Here is an 18,856-nt window from a genome sequence, read left to right on the forward strand (position 1 = left end):
GTGTTAATTCGCCATAGGACAAACCATAAAACGATCGCTCTAATAAGGATAAAAACATGACTACGGAAAGTAATAATAGTAATTCCACTAGCAGTGACACTCGCATTACCTATGACGTCCAAGATTACATCTGTTTGATCGGGCTCAATCGCGCGGATAAACGCAATGCCTTTGATAGCCATATGATTAAGCAACTGTCTGAGGCACTCACTAATTATGAAAACGATGCCAATCTTCGCTGTGCGCTGATATTCGCTCACGGTAAGCACTTCACCGCAGGGCTGGATTTGATGGAGCTACAAGATAAATGGGATAAAGGCGCGTTTGAGTTTGCTGCCGACGAAATCGATCCGTGGGGAATCGGTGGCAAACTGCGCACCAAACCTGTGGTCGTGGCGATACAAGGAACGTGTTTCACTGCTGGTATTGAGCTGATGTTAAATAGCGATGTCGTTATCGCTAGTGACAACTGCAACTTTGCACAAATGGAAGTTCAGCGCGGTATTATGCCGTTTGGTGGCGCGACTGTACGCTTCGTAGCAGCAGCTGGCTGGCAAAAAGCCATGCCGTATCTACTCACTGGTAAAGCATTCGATGCGCAAACGGCTGATAGGCTGAATTTGGTCAGCGAAGTGGTAGCAAATGGAGAAGAATACGAGCGCGCGCTAACTATCGCTAAAGAGATTTGCAACGCTGCACCGCTTGGCGTACAAGGATTATTATCATCAGCACAAGATGCCAGTCGTAATAGCGCAAAAGCAGCACTCGCCAACATTCATGGCTATCTGCCGCATTTGTTTCATTCAGAAGATGCCAAAGAGGGTGTGATGGCGATGGTCGAGAGAAGGGCGGCTGAGTTTAAGGGGCGTTAGTGGTTCTCGATTTTAGATTAATCATATAATGAGGCTTATTTAGAAAATAACTATAGATGATATGTTTAAACATATGTAATCTAACAGCCTTGAAAAAAATATTGAGTTTAATATGACAAAGCAGGCAATTACACACAAGACTCTTGATAAGCATATCTATAGTAGTGATATGTCTGAACATACTAACTCAATAAACCTGAGAGAAAAAAAGGAAATACTAGATAAGTCCTTCAATTGTTCTAACTCATTGAACGAATATTTTGAAATCCAAACAGTCATTAAAAATCACAAATCTTGTTATACTTTGAAGCACTTTCATCAAGTAACACTAGCTCGTAATTTAACATCCAATATAAGGTTAATGTTAAGGAAAACTAAAAGCAGAAATGAAATATCTCGTCAGCTTGTACAACATTTAAAAGAAGGTACTAGCTATAGAATATAGTCTAATCCAAATAAAACCGATACAATCCTATTAACAATTGCATTTAATGAAATAAACGATGACTTATTCAATAGACTATCGCAAGCAGGTACTTTCTAGCATCGCTAATGGTATGACCATACGTGAAGCTTCCCTGTTTTATGGACTTAGCACCAGCACCATTCACAGCTGGCAGCAGAATTTAGCCCCTAAAACAACCAGAAATAAAGCACCGACTAAAATACCTGATGACGCATTGATTGAAGACGTAAGAAGATTCCCTGATGATTATAACTACGAAAGAGCTCGTCGATTAAATTGTAGTAAAACGGGCATCTTCAATGCTCTAAAGCGTCTTGGCATCAGTCAAAAAAAAGACACTGGAGCATCCAAAAGCATGTCTGATAAAGAGAGCTCAGTATCAGAGTAGGCTTAGTAGCTTTATGCAGCAAGGTTATCCCATAGTATATATGGATGAAAGTGGCTTTGAGGCTGAAACTATCAGACCTTATGGCTATGCACCGATTGGAACCCCTTGTATTGATAGCTACAACTGGCAAGCAAAAAAACGTACCAACGTCATCGGTGCTCTCTATGAGAAAGTACTGTTTGCGCTTGATTACTTTGAACAGAATATCAACAGCCATATATTTTATGACTGGTGCAAGTTCACGCTTATTCCAAGTCTCAAGACTAAATGCGTGATTGTCATGGATAATGCTCGGTTTCATAAAAATAAGCGTATTCAGAGATTACTGAACAGGCATGGCCATCGCATTCTATGGCTGCCACCCTACAGTCCTGATCTCAACCCCATTGAAAAGAAGTGGGCACAAGCAAAGTTTTTACGCCAAGGTTGGATGGAGAATAATCTGCCTAAACTATTTCATGATATAGGCTGTATCGATTTTATAACGACTTAACTATATATCGCTTAGACATCAAATCATTCTTTGAAAGCATTGATATTAAGACCATAAAACAGACTCTAACTCACCAAAATATTAGTAATCAGACTAAAATATTGATTGAAAAAATTATAGACGATGTGCATAGGACTCAGGCAACTGGTCTACCGAGAGGGCTTGAATTTAGCCCGTCACTCGCAGAACTCATTCTTCAAGAATTTGATAGTAAGGTTCGTGCGCAAAATGATATTTTTTTCTACTCAAGATATGTAGACGACATAATAATTATCTCATCGGGAGTTGAGAATAGAAAAAATTTCCTAAGGCTTATCAAGTCTTTCTTACCTGATGAGCTTGCCTTTAACTATAATAAGCAAAAAGTAATAGATGTATCAAAAAGGCACTATAATCTTTCTGAGGTTGCAGTGTTCGAGTACCTAGGGTACGAATATAAAGTTATAGATAGCAAGATTGAAGGCAGAACTACAGATAATAAGAAAAATATACGTAAATCGAAGTTTAGAGAGGTATCAGTTTCTCTATCTCAATCAAAGATTAAGAAAATAAAAACTAGAGTTTATAGAGCTGTTTATAGTTATATACATACTGGTGATTATAGACTACTAGAAGACAGGTTAGCTTTTTTAACCTCGAATATAGTTAAGTCGTTATAAAATCGATACAACCTATATCATGAAATAGTTTAGGCAGATTATTCTCCATCCAACCTTGGCGTAAAAACTTTGCTTGTGCCCACTTCTTTTCAATGGGGTTGAGATCAGGACTGTAGGGTGGCAGCCATAGAATGCGATGGCCATGCCTGTTCAGTAATCTCTGAATACGCTTATTTTTATGAAACCGAGCATTATCCATGACAATCACGCATTTAGTCTTGAGACTTGGAATAAGCGTGAACTTGCACCAGTCATAAAATATATGGCTGTTGATATTCTGTTCAAAGTAATCAAGCGCAAACAGTACTTTCTCATAGAGAGCACCGATGACGTTGGTACGTTTTTTTGCTTGCCAGTTGTAGCTATCAATACAAGGGGTTCCAATCGGTGCATAGCCATAAGGTCTGATAGTTTCAGCCTCAAAGCCACTTTCATCCATATATACTATGGGATAACCTTGCTGCATAAAGCTACTAAGCCTACTCTGATACTGAGCTCTCTTTATCAGACATGCTTTTGGATGCTCCAGTGTCTTTTTTTTGACTGATGCCAAGACGCTTTAGAGCATTGAAGATGCCCGTTTTACTACAATTTAATCGACGAGCTCTTTCGTAGTTATAATCATCAGGGAATCTTCTTACGTCTTCAATCAATGCGTCATCAGGTATTTTAGTCGGTGCTTTATTTCTGGTTGTTTTAGGGGCTAAATTCTGCTGCCAGCTGTGAATGGTGCTGGTGCTAAGTCCATAAAACAGGGAAGCTTCACGTATGGTCATACCATTAGCGATGCTAGAAAGTACCTGCTTGCGATAGTCTATTGAATAAGTCATCGTTTATTTCATTAAATGCAATTGTTAATAGGATTGTATCGGTTTTATTTGGATTAGACTATAGATATAAGAGTGAGAGACGTAAAGGGTACATATCTATTGAAAAGCTGAATGTAGTGCTGATAACAAGTAATTTTGGTGATCACTTCAGACTTCCTCCTGATTATTTTGAAGGCTTAATTAATAGTAGTGATTATCTTAATTAGACCTCTTGCAAAAGTAGTTTCAAGACTCAAAGACTATAACTGAACCCTAAATATTTAAAAGATATGCCAAATATAGCCAAACTACTTGAACAGAGCGATGCAGGTTTTAAACGTTATACTGGCATCCACAAAGCCACTTTTGAGAAAATGCTAGAAGCCATGCAAGAGCATGAAGCTTCCAAGACCAAATCAGGTCGTCCAAGTGAACTTAGCTTAGAGGCGCAGATTTTACTCGCACTGACCTATTGGCGTGAATACCGAACCCTTTATCATATTGGTGTGGACTTCAACGTTCATGAGTCCTCTGCCAGTCGCATTGTCAGAAGAGTAGAAGACATCCTTATCCACTCAGGCAGATTTGATTTGCCACGAAAACTGCCACACGGTAAGCCTGAGGATATCAATTGGTCAGCAGTCATCATTGATGCCACCGAAACGCCCATTGAACGGCCAAAAAAAACCAAAAACAGTACTACAGTGGAAAAAAGAAACAACATACCTTAAAAGCGCAAGTCATCGTACATTGGCAAACAGGACTGATATTGGATGTGCAAACCTGCAACGGTTCAGTACATGACTTTAGTCTTTATAAACAAACTTGTCCTGATTGGCTGCCTAAAAACACCAGCTATCTAGCAGACAGCGGTTATCAAGGTATAGCCAAGCTACACGATCAGACCTTTATCCCCTTTAAGAAACCAAAAGGCGGTGAGTTGCTAGCGCTTTGCAAACAGGCCAATCAATATTTGGCAAAATGTCGTATTCTGGTTGAGCATAAAATAGGGCTGATTAAGCTATTCAAAATTGTGGCTGAACGCTACCGTAATCGACGTCAACGTTATGATTTAAGAATGAAGCTGTTCGCAGGACTGGTAAATCTTGAGCTTAATATCTGACTTTTGCAAGAGGTCTATTATTTTGAAATAATTTCTTTGCTTTACTATTTTAACAATCATAGTGAATACACGGAAATTAAAGGTAAAGTTATTAATATAGCTATGAGTAGACTTAGCTCATATAACGTTATTAAAGATGACTCTGAGTTAGTTCATTTATTGTTAGATGTACTATGCTGTCCATACATTCCTTTTGATATAAGGTTAAATGCTTTGAACTTAGCTAATAATGGTACAAAGCAATTACCCGATACGATTGAATCTTGCGTTAATGTGCTTGAAGATACCTACTGGTTCGTAAATTGGAAAGATTTCAATATTAAACGACTTATAGAGCGTAATGAGTTGAAATTACAGTACTGATGAGTTATCTTTCTAGGTGCGAAGGGGATCGTGCCAATATTACTTTCCCTCTAAAACAGCTTTATTTATAGTGTTTGGATTGAGCTTTCGAGCAATTCGGACAGTTGTAAACAGAAATAAATTATCTTTATGGTAATTTATGTTGGTTTGCCGACCTTTCATGAGCAATTGCCTGAGTGCATACAGTAGTAATGTTGTATGCCACACACCTGATGTTGAGGTACCCCCCTTCCACTCAATATATCTTCAAGAAATTCTATTTAATACTCTTCTAGTTAAAATAAACTAATAAATATTCCATATTTTTTAATTTGGTTATAGTTGTCTTGAGGCGCGTTTTAGCCCTAACAGTAGCGGTTATCCTGCTTGAATAGGCGTGTTGCGAAGGCTAGGTTTTGGGGTAGTATCGTGACCAAACCTAGCCACAGAAAATCATAGATTTTCTCTTGCGTCAGGGCGAAGCAGTACTTCGCTTGATCCATCCTCACACCTAGATAAGCAGATAATAGCGAATGGCAGGATCGGCTTCAGCTTCATAGTAGCTCTGATAACCACGCAATCTAATGCAGCACTTCAAAATACTACCAAGCAAACTAACCATACCAACCAAAAAAACCTCGCAATCGCGAGGTTTTTCGTCTTATCTAGTATGATTAGCTTATCGAGTATAACTAGTGATAACTGCACCAGCGTTAGTAGCTTGGCACTGATTGACTACTATTATTTAGCTGATTTTTTATAGTAGTCAACCATCATAGTGCCTAATGTGCCGTTGTCATCGATAGTGACTATTCTAACCGTACCGGACTGTGATGCGGTACTAGATTGCACTTGTCCAGCATTACCTAAGACGACTTGGTTGTTTTTGGTCGCTTTTGCCTCGTTACCGATAGCGATGCTGTTCATGCCGCCTGCCATAGATTTATTGCCTAGCGCTACCGAGTTTGCACCTTGTGCGGCTGCCGCTTCACCAACTGCGGTAGAGCGTACACCACTAGCATCGGCTATATGACCAAAGGCTTGCGCGCGTTCAGCAGTGGCTTTTGATTGCCAACCGATAGAGGTTGAGCCTAAACCTGCGGCATTGGCTTCCCCGCCAACAGCCGTTGCGGAGTTTAGACCTGCATTGGCTTTATTGCCGACAGCGACCGTATCGTTAGTACCACCAGCGATTGCCGCTTCGCCGACTGCGGTAGAGCGAACACCGCTAGCATTGGCTAAATGACCGAAAGCTTGCGCGCGTTCAGCGGTGGCTTTTGATTGCCAACCGATAGAGGTTGAGCCTAAACCTGCAGCGTTGGCTTGACCGCCGACAGCGGTTGCTGAGTTCAGACCTGCATTGGCCATATTACCGATAGCAACCGTGTCGTTAGTGCCGCTAGACATAGCACTATTGCCTAAAGTAATGGCAGTACTGTTCGTAGTGGTTTGGGTATTTGAAACTTGGGAGTCAGCACCTGTTGCCATAGCAGTGCATGCAGAAGTTGCGGCAATGGCGAGAGTAAGGGAACTGATTTTGAGTGCTAATTTTGATAGGGAATCCATTTTCATCATGCTAAATCCTTTTAGACAAGCCATCTTGGCTTAGTAGGGGGTTTGGGTAAAAGCTGATAGATCACAATCCTTGCAATATCAGCATACTCTGGCATAAATAACTTGATCATATGTAGAGTCCGCAACATTAATGTAACACTAATTTTTAACCATTATTCAAATAATGATAGCATTATATTTTCAAAGGTCATTTAAGCCGACGAATGAACAGTTATAATATAAAACTACCGTAAAGGAGAGCATCGGTGCAGTACAACTTTGATGAAATAATAGACAGACGTGATACGGGATCGTTTAAATGGCATTATACCGATGACACCATTCCGCTGTGGGTCGCGGATATGGACTTTAAGACCGCCCAGCCTATTTTAGCGGCGATTGAGCAAGTAGCGCAGCATGGCATATTGGGTTACACCGTGCCGACCGAGCCGTTGTATCAAGCGATTATCGACTGGCATGGCAGTCGTTATGACTTGTGGCTGGAGCAGCAGGATATCCTGTTTTCTCCGGGTGTCGTGCCAAGTTTGGTGATGATGATGAAAGTATTTACCGAGGCAGGGGATGCGGTACTCATTAATGATCCGATTTATACGCCTTTTATGACCAAGGTTTTGGACAATAATCGTAAGCTGGTGACTTCTGCATTACAGGAGAATGAGGGGCGATACTATCTGGATTTAGCTGATATAGAAGCTAAAATTATCGAGCATAAAGTTAAGCTATATTTATTCTGCAATCCGCATAATCCGGGCGGACGTGTATGGACAGCAGATGAGCTTGAAGCGCTGCTTTTAATCTGTAAAAAGCACGATGTGGCAATTGTGAGTGATGAGATTCATCAAGATTTGACCTTGAGTGGGCATATATTTACGCCTTTTTTAACCCTAGCAGAAGGCTATGAGCACAAAGTCGTCAGCCTAACCTCGATGACCAAAACCTTTAATATTGCCGGTATCAAAGGCTCTATGATCTTTGCTAAAGACAGCGCATTACTCAGTAAAATGAACCAGCAGCAGCGCTTGAGTGACGAGCATGAGCTAAATTTATTTGCTTATACGGCTATGCGTCGTGCTTATGAAGAAGGTGGTGAGTGGTTGGCGCAGGCGCTGACTTATATTGAAGCCAATATTGACTTAACGCTACAGTTTTTAGAAAAGCATTTACCTAAAATTAAAGTGATGCGTCCAGAAGCTTCGTATTTGATTTGGCTAGATTGCTCGGCATATGCGCAAGACGATCAACTGCTCTATGACAAATTGAGAGCCGTTAAGGTTGAGCTGAGTGCAGGAATTAAATACGGCGCGGAGGGCCATCTTAAAATGCGCCTTAATGTAGCGTGCCCTAAAGCGCTGCTGATAGAAGGGCTAAACCGTATGCATACTGCATTAAATATTGATGATTTTAATATAGTCGATTCCATTTAAAAAGAATGCAGTACTGCTGGGATAAATTTTGCGAAGCCTCTGGAGTGCGAAGTGCACAGCAAGCGAGGAAAGTTTATCCCAGCATAACGCTATTTTTAACGTACCTCTTTATATTGAAATGACTATATTATTTAGCTGGGTAACCAGTAATATCTTGAATACTTTGGTATAAAGGTTTTAAGCGCTCATACATTTTGAGATAAACCTCATTGTATAAGCGCTTGTAGAGCTGGACGTTGGCGTCAATAGGCAAGAATTCATCGCCCAAATGTACCATTGCCTTAGTGGCGGTTAAATGGTCGGGATAAACGCCAAGCCCTACTGCACAATTAATAGCCGCGCCTAAGCCTGAGGCTTCATAAGTATGCGGCCGGTATGCAGGCATACCAAAGATATCAGCCGTAAGCTGCATGGCTGAGTCACTTTGAGATCCGCCACCAGCGACACGCAAGTGTTTGATGGGTTTGCCTATACGCTTCTCAATAGTATCAAAACCAAGTTTTAGCTCATAGGCAAGCCCTTCTAGGATAGCGCGGTAAACATGCGCTCGCGTGTGTACGTCGCCAAATCCAATGAGCGCACCCTTGCCTTCAAGACCCGGATGCCGAACGCCGGGTGACCAGTATGGCTGCATCATTAGCCCCATACAGCCCGCTGGAATGTCTTTTACCGCTTGATCGAGGAGTTTTTCGGTATCGATGCCCTGCGTTTTTGCCAGCTGCTCTTCATAGTGGGCAAACTGCTCTTTAAACCAGCTAACCATCCAAAAGCCGCGATAAATCATATATTCATGGTTGTAGTAATTTGGTGCGGCGGCGGTATAAGCGGGCATGTGCTTGAGTATTTCAACATAATTTTTTGAGGTGGTATTGACGGTCGCGGTAGTGCCAAAGCTTAAGCAGGCGGTATCGGCGGCAAGTCCAGCAGAGCCCAACGCTTCACAGGCTTTATCGCTGGCGGCAGCAATCATCGGTGTGCCTTTCAGAATACCAGTGACAGCGGCAGCTTTGGCGCTGATAGAACCGAGTGGCTGTCCCGGCGGAACAACTTTAGGCATCTGCTCAGGTGTACAGCTGAATAGCCGCCATTTAATATTATCGGGCTTAAACCACGCTTGCGCTTTATAGTCATAGGGCAGATAGCCTAGCGCATGACCAGTGGAGTCGATAAGTTCATCAGTAAGTTGATAGGTTAAGTACGCTGATAGATTCACATAGTGTGCTGTTTTCGCCCATATTTCTGGTTCATGATGAGCAAGCCAATTACAGCGGGCTTTTTGCTGCGCCTCTTGTACCAGCTCGCCCATACCGATGACTTTGGTGAGTGGATTGAGCAAGCCTATGTCATTAATTTCGCCGCGACGCAAATCCATCCAGACGATAGCGGGACGTAGCGGCTGTTTGTCTTTACCTAGACATATCATGGTATAGCGCTGAGTGGCGAGACTGACGCCAGCAATTTGCTCAGGCGTAATATCACAGCTTTGCCATAACTGCTGGCAAGCCTCGCTTAGTTTTTTCCAATAGTAGTCGGCATGCTGCTCTGCAAAATTGGGCTGCGTTGAAAAATACGGCTCGATAGGGACGCGGGCTTTGGCAATCTCGGTTCCAAATTGGTCAAAGATAAGTGCTCTGACGCTTTGGGTGCCATTGTCTATGGCTAAGAAGTAAATAGAGTCATCAAAAGTCATAGTCATCCTTAACTATGTAGTCATATAAATTAAGCAGCGGGCAAATGATAATAGCGTTGCCATAAGGCTTGATAACGTTCAACTTCTTGCTGCCATTTTTGCTCATCCCAACCCAGTTCCTGCTGGCATATTTGTTTGAGCCTATCGCTAATCAATGGCGTCATTGCGCCATGTGGCAGTATCAACCCTAGGCGCGTGCGTCGCAGTAACAAATCGTCCAAGTGAATGACTTGCTCATAATGCGCCGCAAAACGGATTTCCGCCCAAATGGTGTTGCTATCGGTCACATAAGCCAAATCATCGTCATGCGCTAATTCTAATAAGGTATCAAGCTGTAGACCGTAAAACCCTTGCAAGCGTTGTTGCAATAGTGGTGTTAGGGTTGAAAATTTGGGATTGGTTGGCGGTTGATTACTAAAGACTTGGCTGCTATATGAGACATTATCTTGAGTAGCTGACTCATCAAGTTCGAGCACCTTTTGACAAACTTTCAGTACATCAAGGGCGATTAGGCGAAAGGTGGTTAATTTTCCGCCACTGACGGTCACTAAATTATTATCCAACCAAACGCTATGGTCGCGTTTTTCTTTACTCGGGCTGACGCGCTTACCATCACCGCCATCAGAAATCAGTGGACGCACGCCTGCCCATGAGCTGATGACATCCTTACGGCTAATGTCTACATTACCAAAGAGATTATTGGTCGCTGCCAATAGGTAATCCACCTCTTCATTAGTGATACCGACTTCGTTATCGTCTAATGGCGGATGATCCAAATCGGTGGTACCAAGGACGGTACGGTTTTCCCATGGAAAGACAAAAACGGCTCTTTTGTCGATAGGGTGCAAAAAAGTATAGGCTTGTTTGATTGGTAGGCGCTCTTGGCTGACCACCAGATGGCTACCACGCGACGGGCGAATTTGTTTATGAAAGGTTTGTTCTGTTTGTTTGCTTGCCTGCATTCTTAGAGTATCCGCCCAAGCACCCGTCGCGCTGACCACCACTTTGGCATGAATATCGTAAGTATGATTGCTATCTTCAGCAGAAGTATCTAATAGAGTAGCGCCAACGACCAAGCCTTGCTCATTAGTAATTAACGACTCAGCTTTAAGGTAGTTAATCGCCTGCGCGCCGTCATTAATCGCCTCATCAAGTACCCGCATAACAAGGCGTGAGTCATCGGTCACTGCATCACTAAACTGACTGGCTCCTAAAAACTTATCTTGTTTGATGTGCGGATTAAGCTGTAAAAAAGCGTCTTTTTTAACGTATTTAGAGTAGCGCTTGCCAGCCAAGCCATCGTAGACGCGTAGCAAGGTATTGAATATCCATGGCGGTGGAAACTTGCCTTTATAATGCGGCATGACGTAATGCATCTCGTTGACCAGACCTTTTGCTTCGCTTAGCATGCGCTCGCGCTCACGGACGCTAAGCAAGGTCGTCTTATAATCACCCGAAGCAATATAGCGTAGCCCGCCATGTACCATTTTACTTGAGCGGCTGGACGTGCCCCAAGCAAAGTCTTTTTGCTCAATGAGTAACACCGCTAAGCCGCGCCTTGCTGCCTCGCGAGCAATCCCAGCACCAGTAATGCCGCCACCGATGATAAGCATATCCCATGGTACTACTTGAGACGAGCGACGAGATAAAGGTGCTAATGCTTGCTGGCGTTGCTTGTATTGATCATGTTGATTGGCTTGGTTCATAAACGACTCATCTCAAATGACACTCAGGTTAATCAGTGACTCAATATGTTTAAGCCACCCAGTCAGGCGACCGCTGCCTTTTACTCTTTAATTAAAACACCCGGATTCATACGCTGCTCAGGGTCCAAGCTTTTCAGCATATCATGGGTTACTTGAATACCGAGCTTACCTTTTTCGGCAGCAAGATAGGGTGCATGGTCACGACCGACACCATGCTGATGTGATATCGTCGCTGTACCATTAGTCAGACTTAAACTGGCAGCATGTTTGATTTTCTGCCAGCGGTTTAAGGTGCTGGCGTGATCTTTGGCTGCTCTAAAGAAGTAGGTGGTATAAAGACTGGCACCTTGCTTGTAAACGTGTGAGATATGAGTAAAGGCCATCACTTCTTCGCCTTCATCTGCCAAGGAAGTCTGAACGGCTTGTTGCATTTGCGCCATTTGTTCGTCGATATAATTCCAGTTGGTCGCGGTCTCAAAGGTATCAACCATGATGCCTTTTTCCCACAGTGTGCCGCGCAAATAAGGGAATTTAAAGCGTCCATGCGCCCAGACACTGCCCATGATATCGGTTATTTTGCCCGTGACACTGCCTTGCTGTTTTAATAGCTTATTAAACTGCGTCAGCGCTAGTTTATTCTGCGCTTTATCCCCTGAGACGCCATAAGTGAGCATGACTTTTTCTGAGCTGAGTCCGCGCGCTTTTAGATAAGTACTAATGGCCATAAACTGGCTGGGCGTCGTACCCAAATGCAAGTGTGCATCGGTCTCGACCGCATTACTTAGACGCAACATCGATAGGCGAACATTTTTTTGCACGGCTTGTCTAAGCACTTCTTTACCCGCTTCCCAGTTTGGTAAAAAGGCGACTTTAAATAGCTCTTCTTCTGGTTGCGACTGCACCCGCATTTTAACTTCGGTAAAGATACCAGCGCGACCTTCCGTGCCCATCATCATCTCGCGCAGATCAGGCCCTGCTGCTGACGCTGGAATATCCGCAATATTGAGCACGCCTTGTGGCGTCACCAACGTACCACCAGCAAACATCTGCTCGATACGCCCGTAGCCTAATGACTGCTGACCACTAGAGCGCGCGGCAATCCAGCCGCCGAGCGTCGATAGCTCCCAAGACTGGGGGTAATGTCCCAAGCGGTAGCCGTGTGCGTCTAATTGTGCTTCGACTGCTGGCCCTTGTGTCCCTGCGCCAAAGGTAGCAATTTGGCTCTCACTGTCTAAGTCAATCAGCTGATCCATCTTGCTCATGGCGATGGTCACTACGGGGCGTGAACCCTTTTGTGGATTGATATGACCCGCTACTGAAGTGCCGCCACCAAAAGGAATGACGATAAGGTCGTGCTCGCTTGCCATTTTCAATAAAGTTTCGACATCAGCGGTCGATTCAGGAAAAGCGACCCCATCAGGAAAGACTTCAAAGTCGCCACCATGCATGGCTATCCAGTCTGGAAAACTTTGCCCACGAGCATGTCTAAGTCTCACTTCGTTGTCGACAGATACAGTATCAAGCTCAGTCATAGCAACAGGCAAGCGGGATTTGGGGACGGTTTTAAGTACTTGCTGTAAGCTCACTGATGATAGTTTTTTGGTTTTACCAATGTGCGATTTGATCAGTTTCGCCCCGTGCGCTGAGACTTTTTTATTAATATTGATATTGCCCCAGCCATTCCAGCGCGTTTGCTCGATTGGGGTATTTACCGTATGACCCTTTGAGGCAGCATCAATACTGGTGTTATTGGTATTTTGATTATCAGAATTTACTAAAATAGCTTTAGACGGGTCAGATTTAGGGCGTTTTCGGATAAGGGCTTTGATTTTGCTCATAGGGACATACCTGTCAATTTATTATGATTATCTGTGACTATAATAAGTAACTGTTTTCTGTACATTAGTCAACAACGATTGGTGTGCTGTTCCGACTTGCTAATTCTTTATTCTCCACCAAAACCATCAGTCTATGCGCTAAATAGTGCCAAATAACGCCAATAAACCCTAATATATAAAAATACCAATGCGGTGAGACTAAGCTTGCGAAGATTTCAGATGAAGTCCATGTGTTGCCGAATAATATGCGGTAGTCATAGGCGACATTGATGCCAGCTTCTCTGTAGAATGCTATATAAAAAAGCATAATGGCTGCTTTGTAATAATGCTTGAACCAGAATTTATGCGTTGCCTATAGAAGTATTAGGTCAATTAATCGCATTTTTATTCTGTTGATTACTCTACAGTGCCTTCTCATCGCTACCTAGATGTAGAAAAATATAGAAGAAATGCATTCATTAATGAAATAAAGTAGAGGTTTATACTGATGAGCTATAGATTTATATACCAGTTGGTAGATTAGCGTATTTTTATAACCAATAGACTGCTCAAACTTGTTAAAATAGCGCACCAATTTATTTATTGATGGACACTACGTTATGACAACTGCTGCCAACGTTCCTACTATTAAAGAAGATCGCATCTTAATTCTCGATTTTGGCTCACAGTACAGCCAGCTTATCGCCCGCCGTGTCCGTGATTCAGGCGTATTCTGTGAGATGTTTCCTTATGATATCGACACTCAGCGCATTATCGATTTTGGCGCAAAAGGCGTTATCTTATCTGGCGGTCCTGAGAGCGTGCACGCTGATGACAGCCCACGCATCAATGATGCTGTATTTGATCTAGGCGTACCCGTATTGGGTATCTGCTATGGTATGCAAGCGATGGCAGAGCGCTTCGGTGGTAAAGTTCATGCCAGTGATATCCATGAATTTGGCGCAGCAACCATCAATATCGATGGCAAATCAACGCTGACTGATGGTATCGAAGACGCAGCAGCGAAGCTAAATGTGTGGATGAGTCATGGCGATAAAGTGGTCGACGCGCCACAAGGTTTCGATATCGTCGCTAGTACGCCAAGCTGTCCGATTACGATTATGGCTGATGATTCGCGCCATTATTATGGTTTGCAGTTCCATCCTGAAGTCACGCATACCGCGCAAGGTTCTGCATTGCTAGGACGTTTCGTCCATGAAATCTGTGGCTGCGCGGGTAGCTGGACGCCTGACAACATCATCGATATGCGTATCGAACAGCTGAAAAAGCAAATCGGTGATAAGCAAGTATTGCTCGGTCTTTCAGGTGGTGTGGACAGTTCAGTCGTCGCGGCATTATTGCATAAAGCCATCGGCGATCAGCTGACGTGCGTATTTGTTGATACTGGTCTCTTGCGTCTGCATGAAGGCGACCAAGTTATGCAAATCTTCGCAGAAAATATGGGCGTAAAAGTCATCCGTGTCGATGCTGAAGAATTATTCTTAACGGCATTGGCTGGCGAGTCTGACCCTGAAGCCAAGCGTAAAATCATCGGTAAAACCTTTATCGATGTATTTGCTAATAGTGCCCGTGAAGTGAGCGAGCAGAGCGATGATAGAGTCATCGAATTCTTAGCGCAAGGCACGATTTATCCAGACGTCATTGAATCAGCCAAGTCGCATCAAGGTAAAGCGCACGTCATTAAGAGTCACCATAATGTAGGCGGTTTGCCAGATGATTTGGCGTTTGAGTTGGTTGAGCCGTTACGTGATTTGTTTAAAGATGAAGTGCGTAAATTGGGTATTACCCTTGGTTTACCAGCAAAAATGATTAACCGTCATCCGTTCCCAGGACCGGGTTTGGGCGTGCGTATCCTTGGTGAAGTTACCAAAGAATTCGCTGATATCTTGCGTTCTGCTGATGCTATCTTTATGGAAGAATTAGAGCGTTCAGGCTGGTATGAGAAGACCGCGCAAGCATTTGCGGTATTCCAACCAATTAAATCAGTCGGCGTGGTCGGTGATGGTCGCCGCTATGCGTGGGTAATCGCGCTACGTGCTGTTGAAACCGTAGACTTTATGACTGCGCGCTTTGCGCATCTGCCGTATGATTTGATCGAGACGGTATCGAATCGCATTATGAATGAAATCGCTGAAGTTTCACGCGTGACTTATGATGTATCTAGCAAGCCACCAGCGACGATTGAGTGGGAATAGACCGTTTAAGTATTCTAAACGGTAACGGTGTTAACCTAGCTAGATGTACAAACACGTACTATCTGCGCTCGGTTGCCTTGTTACCATTTTAGACTACGTAAACTTATCTAAATAGCTTTTCAACTCAAATTTTTTGAATTGATATACGACTAATCGATAATTAGATTAGTTCAATATAGCGATAAAAAAGCACTCAACTTGGTTGGGTGCTTTTTTTGGTTAAAACAAACAGGCAACTAAGAATCCTCTAATTTTTCATTGAACATTTGTCTTTATTATCTATAATGTAGTCAACTTTAATTGGCTATTGTTTATTAAAGTCGAGATAAGCCTATCAACAGTTCAGTATTTAGTAAAATTAAGGGATAAGATGTTTTGTAATAACTGTAATCAAGAAAATTCAAGCGAGGCAGGATTTTGTTCAAAATGTGGGCATCAGTTCTCTGACGTTCAAGCACAAACACCGCCACCATTAACGCCAGTTAATATTTCTAAAGATGCGCAAATCCCGCAAAACCATCCAGCTTCCAGCGCTGAACATACCGATACTTTATTGGCAGCTTTCGTTGGTAAAAAGTATGATGATTTTTATCGTGATAAATGGTTTAAGGACAGCGAGCCACGCTTAGAGGTTAATAATGATGGCTCTAGTATACACAGTTTTAATTTGGCTGGACTTCTCCTGGGAACGTCTTGGTTGTGCTATCGTAAAATGTATCTAGTAGCCTTGTGTATTGTACTTGGCATTAATGCAGTTGATTTAGTCTTAATGCATCTGCTCGGTATGGAGGCGTATAGCTCTATAGGTCAAACCAGCTTTTTTGTCGCATGGGCAGTACTGACAGGACTTTTAGGTAATTATTTTTACTTTAGTCACAGCGTCAAAAATATAAAAAAAGTCATGAGTAATACAGCTGACCCAGCGACGGTCGAACAGGAGTTAGCGGCAAAGGGTGGTACGTCATGGGTTGGCGCCATTGTGGGTAGCATATTATCAGTATTGCTATCTATGGGTATGTCCTATTTGTTTGCGCCTGATCGGTTTTGGTTAGTATAAGTCACTTAAAAGTCGGCCTAATTAAGCTAATGGTGTTCTTTGTATGACTTTTAATTGTGGAATTTATTCATAACCTTCCCACCCTTATTTCATCTTACTTATAGCAGACTCACGCTAAGATATTATCAATATTCAAATCCAGTATGAGACTGTTATGACGCCAAAAAATAAAAAATACATCACATATTTTGTCCTATTTATTCTCTCAGTAAGCTTACTGAATTCTCCCTACTTTGGCAGTTTTGGACCGATTTTGAGTTTGCTGACTCTGCTATTTTTTCTCATTGCTGGGTTATTATTTTCGGTGTTAAATATATTCAGGAAAGGATATAAAAAGCCATTTTCTTATATGCCATTAGCGATATTTCCCATAGTTACTGTGATTGCATTTTATCTTTCAGCAATCGGTATGGGTAATCAAGCGCATTTTTTGCTGAATAAAAGCAATTTGCAGGCTATAGATACCCTCAGCCAAGATGCCAACGTCTACCAAATAAGTAATATGCGGCGTCACCATAAGATACTAAATGATCAGCTTATCTCCAATGATGACAGCTATACAACTGAACGAGAGATAGCGGCAGCTTATGCTGGAAAGATAAGGGCAGATGAGTTAGAGGTAGAAAAAGTCGCTTTACTACGTAAGAAGCTAGATCGCTCAGGTATCGTTAGTATGGCACGAGAGGACGGTTATATCGTGCTAACGATGGGCGGCTTTTTGGATAATGAATTTGGTTACCTAAAAGCGCCGAATAATGATATTGAAGTTGGTTATATGATACCGCCCTATGCCCTTACGGTAATATCTCTCACGGAGCTGCATGATGGTTGACCCCTGCCGTCAAATCCGTACAGTTAAACTTGGGAGATTTTAGTTACGCCGCTTGACGATAATAGTCAAACCACACCTGTCTTGGCGATTTATAGCCTAAACCCTTTTGAATTCTCGTTTGGTTGTAGTACAACTCGATATATCTAATGATATCGGTAATAGCGGCAAATCTGGTCTTATAGTCCTGATGATATACCAGCTCATTCTTTAATACACCCCAGAAGCTCTCTATGGGTGCGTTGTCATAACAATTACCTTTGCCACTCATTGAGCCTATAAACTGATGCTGTTTAATAATCTTATGATACGCATGGCTACAATACTGACTGCCTCTGTCAGAGTGAACAATTAGTCCCTTGCTTGGTCTCTTATTCTTAATTGCCATGTTCAATGCTTTGCAAACTAAGTCAGCGGTCATACGTTTGTTGATGGCATAGCCAACCAGCTCTTTGGTATACAAGTCTTTAACGCCTGCTAAGTACAGCCAGCCCTCGGTTGTCCAGATATAGGTGATATCACTGACCCATGCTTCGTTAGGGCGGTTGACGTCAAACTGCTGATCGAGCACGTTGTCATAGACCAGCTTGTTGTGGTTTGAGTCGGTAGTAACTTTAAAACGCTTATGACGACGGCATTTGATACCGTGTTCTTCCTTGATGCTTCTGACCATGTATGGGCTGATATCATATCCTTGCTCATTTAGATGCGCATGCAGACGCTCAAAGCCGTAGCGCTCCTTTGTTTCACTGTGTGCCGCTTTGATTAGTAGCTCAGACTGGTTACGATGTATCTGCTGAGCGCTGATGTCACGACCCAGCCAGTCGTAGTAACTTGAGGGTCTAATATGTAGTACACGGCACATGCTACTGATGCGAAAGAGTTGCTGGTTGTCTTTAACAAAGGCGTACTTTACTAGCTGTGTTTGGCGAAGTACGCCGTCGCCTTTTTAGAATTTCGCGCTCCTCTTCGGCAACTTTCAGCTGTCGCTTGAGGCGCTTATTCTCTTCTAGCACGGCCATTAGCTGTGGGTCATATTGCTCAGTCCCTGCAAGCTTGCCTTGAGTGGCTTTGTTTTGCCAGTTAGATAGCGTTTGCATGGCTATGCCAAGCTGCTTTGCAGTCGCTGAAACATTACCCTTATTGTCTGCTATATTCTTAATAGCTTCGGCTTTAAATTCATCGCTGTAGGTTCTTACTTTCTTGACCATGGTAAACTCCTCTTTGAGTCGTTAGTTTACCAAGTTTAATTGTACGGTTTCTTCAGCATAGCTCAATATGCATTATTATAATCATGAGCGTATTCAACTTAAATTAAAAGGACTGAGTCCTGTGCAATACAGAACTCAGTCCTTGTTATAAACTAAACCGTCCAACATTTGGGGTTCAG

General features: G+C 42.8%; 17 protein-coding genes and 1 pseudogene. 11 read left to right on the forward strand and 7 right to left on the reverse strand.

The genetic code is table 11. From position 1 onward, the window contains the following. The first annotated feature begins 56 nt into the window (after nucleotides 1–56). From JMV76_RS03825 to drt3a, 4 genes are all read left to right on the forward strand, one after another. The gene (locus tag JMV76_RS03825) at nucleotides 57–872 is read left to right on the forward strand and encodes a crotonase/enoyl-CoA hydratase family protein (protein ID WP_201501704.1); all 816 of its coding nucleotides are present in this window, start codon (nucleotides 57–59) and stop codon (nucleotides 870–872) included. Between the two features lie 503 nt (nucleotides 873–1,375). Then, complete coding sequence (locus JMV76_RS14745) at nucleotides 1,376–1,726, forward strand: IS630 transposase-related protein (RefSeq protein ID WP_227690088.1); 351 nt, start codon at nucleotides 1,376–1,378, stop codon at nucleotides 1,724–1,726. A gap of 13 nt (nucleotides 1,727–1,739) precedes the next feature. Beyond that, nucleotides 1,740–2,219 carry an IS630 family transposase gene (locus JMV76_RS03830; protein WP_265090271.1) on the forward strand — a complete coding sequence of 160 codons (480 nt, stop codon included), beginning with the start codon at nucleotides 1,740–1,742 and terminating at the stop codon, nucleotides 2,217–2,219. A gap of 2 nt (nucleotides 2,220–2,221) precedes the next feature. Beyond that, entirely contained in the window at nucleotides 2,222–2,878 is a 657-nt protein-coding gene (drt3a, locus tag JMV76_RS03835) for an antiviral reverse transcriptase Drt3a (protein WP_265090276.1), read from the forward strand. Here drt3a and JMV76_RS03840 read toward each other — a convergent pair. Together JMV76_RS03840 and JMV76_RS14750 are read right to left on the reverse strand one after the other, a co-directional pair. Then, complete coding sequence (locus tag JMV76_RS03840; protein ID WP_265090271.1) at nucleotides 2,865–3,344, reverse strand: IS630 family transposase; 480 nt, start codon at nucleotides 3,342–3,344, stop codon at nucleotides 2,865–2,867. The genes drt3a and JMV76_RS03840 overlap by 14 nt on opposite strands. 13 nt (nucleotides 3,345–3,357) lie before the next feature. After that, complete coding sequence (locus JMV76_RS14750) at nucleotides 3,358–3,708, reverse strand: IS630 transposase-related protein (protein ID WP_227690088.1); 351 nt, start codon at nucleotides 3,706–3,708, stop codon at nucleotides 3,358–3,360. Between the two features lie 269 nt (nucleotides 3,709–3,977). On the opposite strand from JMV76_RS14750, the gene JMV76_RS03845 reads away from it, so the two are divergent. Together JMV76_RS03845 and JMV76_RS03850 are read left to right on the forward strand one after the other, a co-directional pair. Then, nucleotides 3,978–4,418, forward strand: a complete 441-nt coding sequence (locus tag JMV76_RS03845; RefSeq protein WP_201501705.1) for a transposase family protein — start codon at nucleotides 3,978–3,980, stop codon at nucleotides 4,416–4,418. Nucleotides 4,419–4,429: 11 nt separating this feature from the next. Beyond that, nucleotides 4,430–4,810, forward strand: a complete 381-nt coding sequence (locus tag JMV76_RS03850) for a transposase family protein (protein WP_238069273.1) — start codon at nucleotides 4,430–4,432, stop codon at nucleotides 4,808–4,810. A gap of 1,083 nt (nucleotides 4,811–5,893) precedes the next feature. On the opposite strand, the gene JMV76_RS03855 is transcribed toward JMV76_RS03850, so the two are convergent. Beyond that, nucleotides 5,894–6,724 (reverse strand): hypothetical protein, encoded by an 831-nt coding sequence (locus JMV76_RS03855; RefSeq protein ID WP_227690090.1) that lies wholly within the window; start codon nucleotides 6,722–6,724, stop codon nucleotides 5,894–5,896. A 248-nt stretch (nucleotides 6,725–6,972) separates the two neighbouring features. Here JMV76_RS03855 and JMV76_RS03860 point away from each other — a divergent pair, with 248 nt between their 5' ends. Further along, the gene (locus JMV76_RS03860; RefSeq protein ID WP_201501707.1) at nucleotides 6,973–8,151 is read left to right on the forward strand and encodes a MalY/PatB family protein; all 1,179 of its coding nucleotides are present in this window, start codon (nucleotides 6,973–6,975) and stop codon (nucleotides 8,149–8,151) included. Between the two features lie 127 nt (nucleotides 8,152–8,278). On the opposite strand, the gene JMV76_RS03865 is transcribed toward JMV76_RS03860, so the two are convergent. The 3 genes from JMV76_RS03865 to JMV76_RS03875 form a co-directional block, all read right to left on the reverse strand. After that, nucleotides 8,279–9,841, reverse strand: coding sequence for an FGGY-family carbohydrate kinase (locus JMV76_RS03865; protein WP_265090272.1), 1,563 nt, complete (start codon nucleotides 9,839–9,841; stop codon nucleotides 8,279–8,281). Nucleotides 9,842–9,870: 29 nt separating this feature from the next. After that, the gene (locus JMV76_RS03870; protein WP_201501709.1) at nucleotides 9,871–11,547 is read right to left on the reverse strand and encodes a glycerol-3-phosphate dehydrogenase/oxidase; all 1,677 of its coding nucleotides are present in this window, start codon (nucleotides 11,545–11,547) and stop codon (nucleotides 9,871–9,873) included. Nucleotides 11,548–11,627: 80 nt separating this feature from the next. After that, complete coding sequence (locus JMV76_RS03875) at nucleotides 11,628–13,385, reverse strand: FAD-binding oxidoreductase (protein WP_201501710.1); 1,758 nt, start codon at nucleotides 13,383–13,385, stop codon at nucleotides 11,628–11,630. 599 nt (nucleotides 13,386–13,984) lie between these two features. On the opposite strand from JMV76_RS03875, the gene guaA reads away from it, so the two are divergent. From guaA to JMV76_RS03890, 3 genes are all read left to right on the forward strand, one after another. Continuing rightward, nucleotides 13,985–15,580 carry a glutamine-hydrolyzing GMP synthase gene (gene guaA / locus JMV76_RS03880; RefSeq protein WP_201501711.1) on the forward strand — a complete coding sequence of 532 codons (1,596 nt, stop codon included), beginning with the start codon at nucleotides 13,985–13,987 and terminating at the stop codon, nucleotides 15,578–15,580. 370 nt (nucleotides 15,581–15,950) lie between these two features. Further along, the gene (locus tag JMV76_RS03885; protein WP_201501712.1) at nucleotides 15,951–16,637 is read left to right on the forward strand and encodes a zinc ribbon domain-containing protein; all 687 of its coding nucleotides are present in this window, start codon (nucleotides 15,951–15,953) and stop codon (nucleotides 16,635–16,637) included. 349 nt (nucleotides 16,638–16,986) lie between these two features. Beyond that, a complete protein-coding gene (locus JMV76_RS03890) occupies nucleotides 16,987–17,469 on the forward strand; it encodes a hypothetical protein (protein ID WP_201501713.1) in 483 nt (160 codons plus the stop codon). Nucleotides 17,470–17,512: 43 nt separating this feature from the next. Here the strand turns inward: JMV76_RS03890 and JMV76_RS03895 are convergent. After that, a protein-coding gene (locus tag JMV76_RS03895; RefSeq protein WP_201501714.1) for an IS3 family transposase occupies nucleotides 17,513–18,677 on the reverse strand; the annotation gives its coding sequence in 2 pieces (ribosomal slippage) (nucleotides 17,513–18,416 and nucleotides 18,415–18,677; 1,167 coding nt in all). 67 nt (nucleotides 18,678–18,744) lie between these two features. Between JMV76_RS03895 and JMV76_RS03900 the strand changes: the two are divergent. Beyond that, nucleotides 18,745–18,828, forward strand: a pseudogene (locus JMV76_RS03900) (IS3 family transposase); the annotation flags it as partial. Nucleotides 18,829–18,856 lie beyond the last annotated feature (28 nt).

Origin of the sequence: Psychrobacter cibarius (assembly GCF_904845955.1) — a bacterium.
Taxonomy (GTDB): Bacteria; Pseudomonadota; Gammaproteobacteria; order Pseudomonadales; family Moraxellaceae; genus Psychrobacter; species Psychrobacter cibarius_B.

Excerpts from the sequence above, each read along its gene's own strand:
- JMV76_RS03825 (WP_201501704.1), top strand. The coding sequence starts at position 57 with ATGACTACGGAAAGTAATAATAGTAATTCCACTAGCAGTGACACTCGC.
- JMV76_RS14745 (WP_227690088.1), top strand. The coding sequence starts at position 1,376 with ATGACTTATTCAATAGACTATCGCAAGCAGGTACTTTCTAGCATCGCT.
- JMV76_RS03830 (WP_265090271.1), top strand. The coding sequence starts at position 1,740 with ATGCAGCAAGGTTATCCCATAGTATATATGGATGAAAGTGGCTTTGAG.
- JMV76_RS03840 (WP_265090271.1), bottom strand. The coding sequence starts at position 3,344 with ATGCAGCAAGGTTATCCCATAGTATATATGGATGAAAGTGGCTTTGAG.
- JMV76_RS14750 (WP_227690088.1), bottom strand. The coding sequence starts at position 3,708 with ATGACTTATTCAATAGACTATCGCAAGCAGGTACTTTCTAGCATCGCT.
- JMV76_RS03845 (WP_201501705.1), top strand. The coding sequence starts at position 3,978 with ATGCCAAATATAGCCAAACTACTTGAACAGAGCGATGCAGGTTTTAAA.
- JMV76_RS03855 (WP_227690090.1), bottom strand. The coding sequence starts at position 6,724 with ATGAAAATGGATTCCCTATCAAAATTAGCACTCAAAATCAGTTCCCTT.
- JMV76_RS03865 (WP_265090272.1), bottom strand. The coding sequence starts at position 9,841 with ATGACTTTTGATGACTCTATTTACTTCTTAGCCATAGACAATGGCACC.
- JMV76_RS03870 (WP_201501709.1), bottom strand. The coding sequence starts at position 11,547 with ATGAACCAAGCCAATCAACATGATCAATACAAGCAACGCCAGCAAGCA.
- JMV76_RS03875 (WP_201501710.1), bottom strand. The coding sequence starts at position 13,385 with ATGAGCAAAATCAAAGCCCTTATCCGAAAACGCCCTAAATCTGACCCG.
- guaA (WP_201501711.1), top strand. The coding sequence starts at position 13,985 with ATGACAACTGCTGCCAACGTTCCTACTATTAAAGAAGATCGCATCTTA.
- JMV76_RS03885 (WP_201501712.1), top strand. The coding sequence starts at position 15,951 with ATGTTTTGTAATAACTGTAATCAAGAAAATTCAAGCGAGGCAGGATTT.
- JMV76_RS03890 (WP_201501713.1), top strand. The coding sequence starts at position 16,987 with ATGCCATTAGCGATATTTCCCATAGTTACTGTGATTGCATTTTATCTT.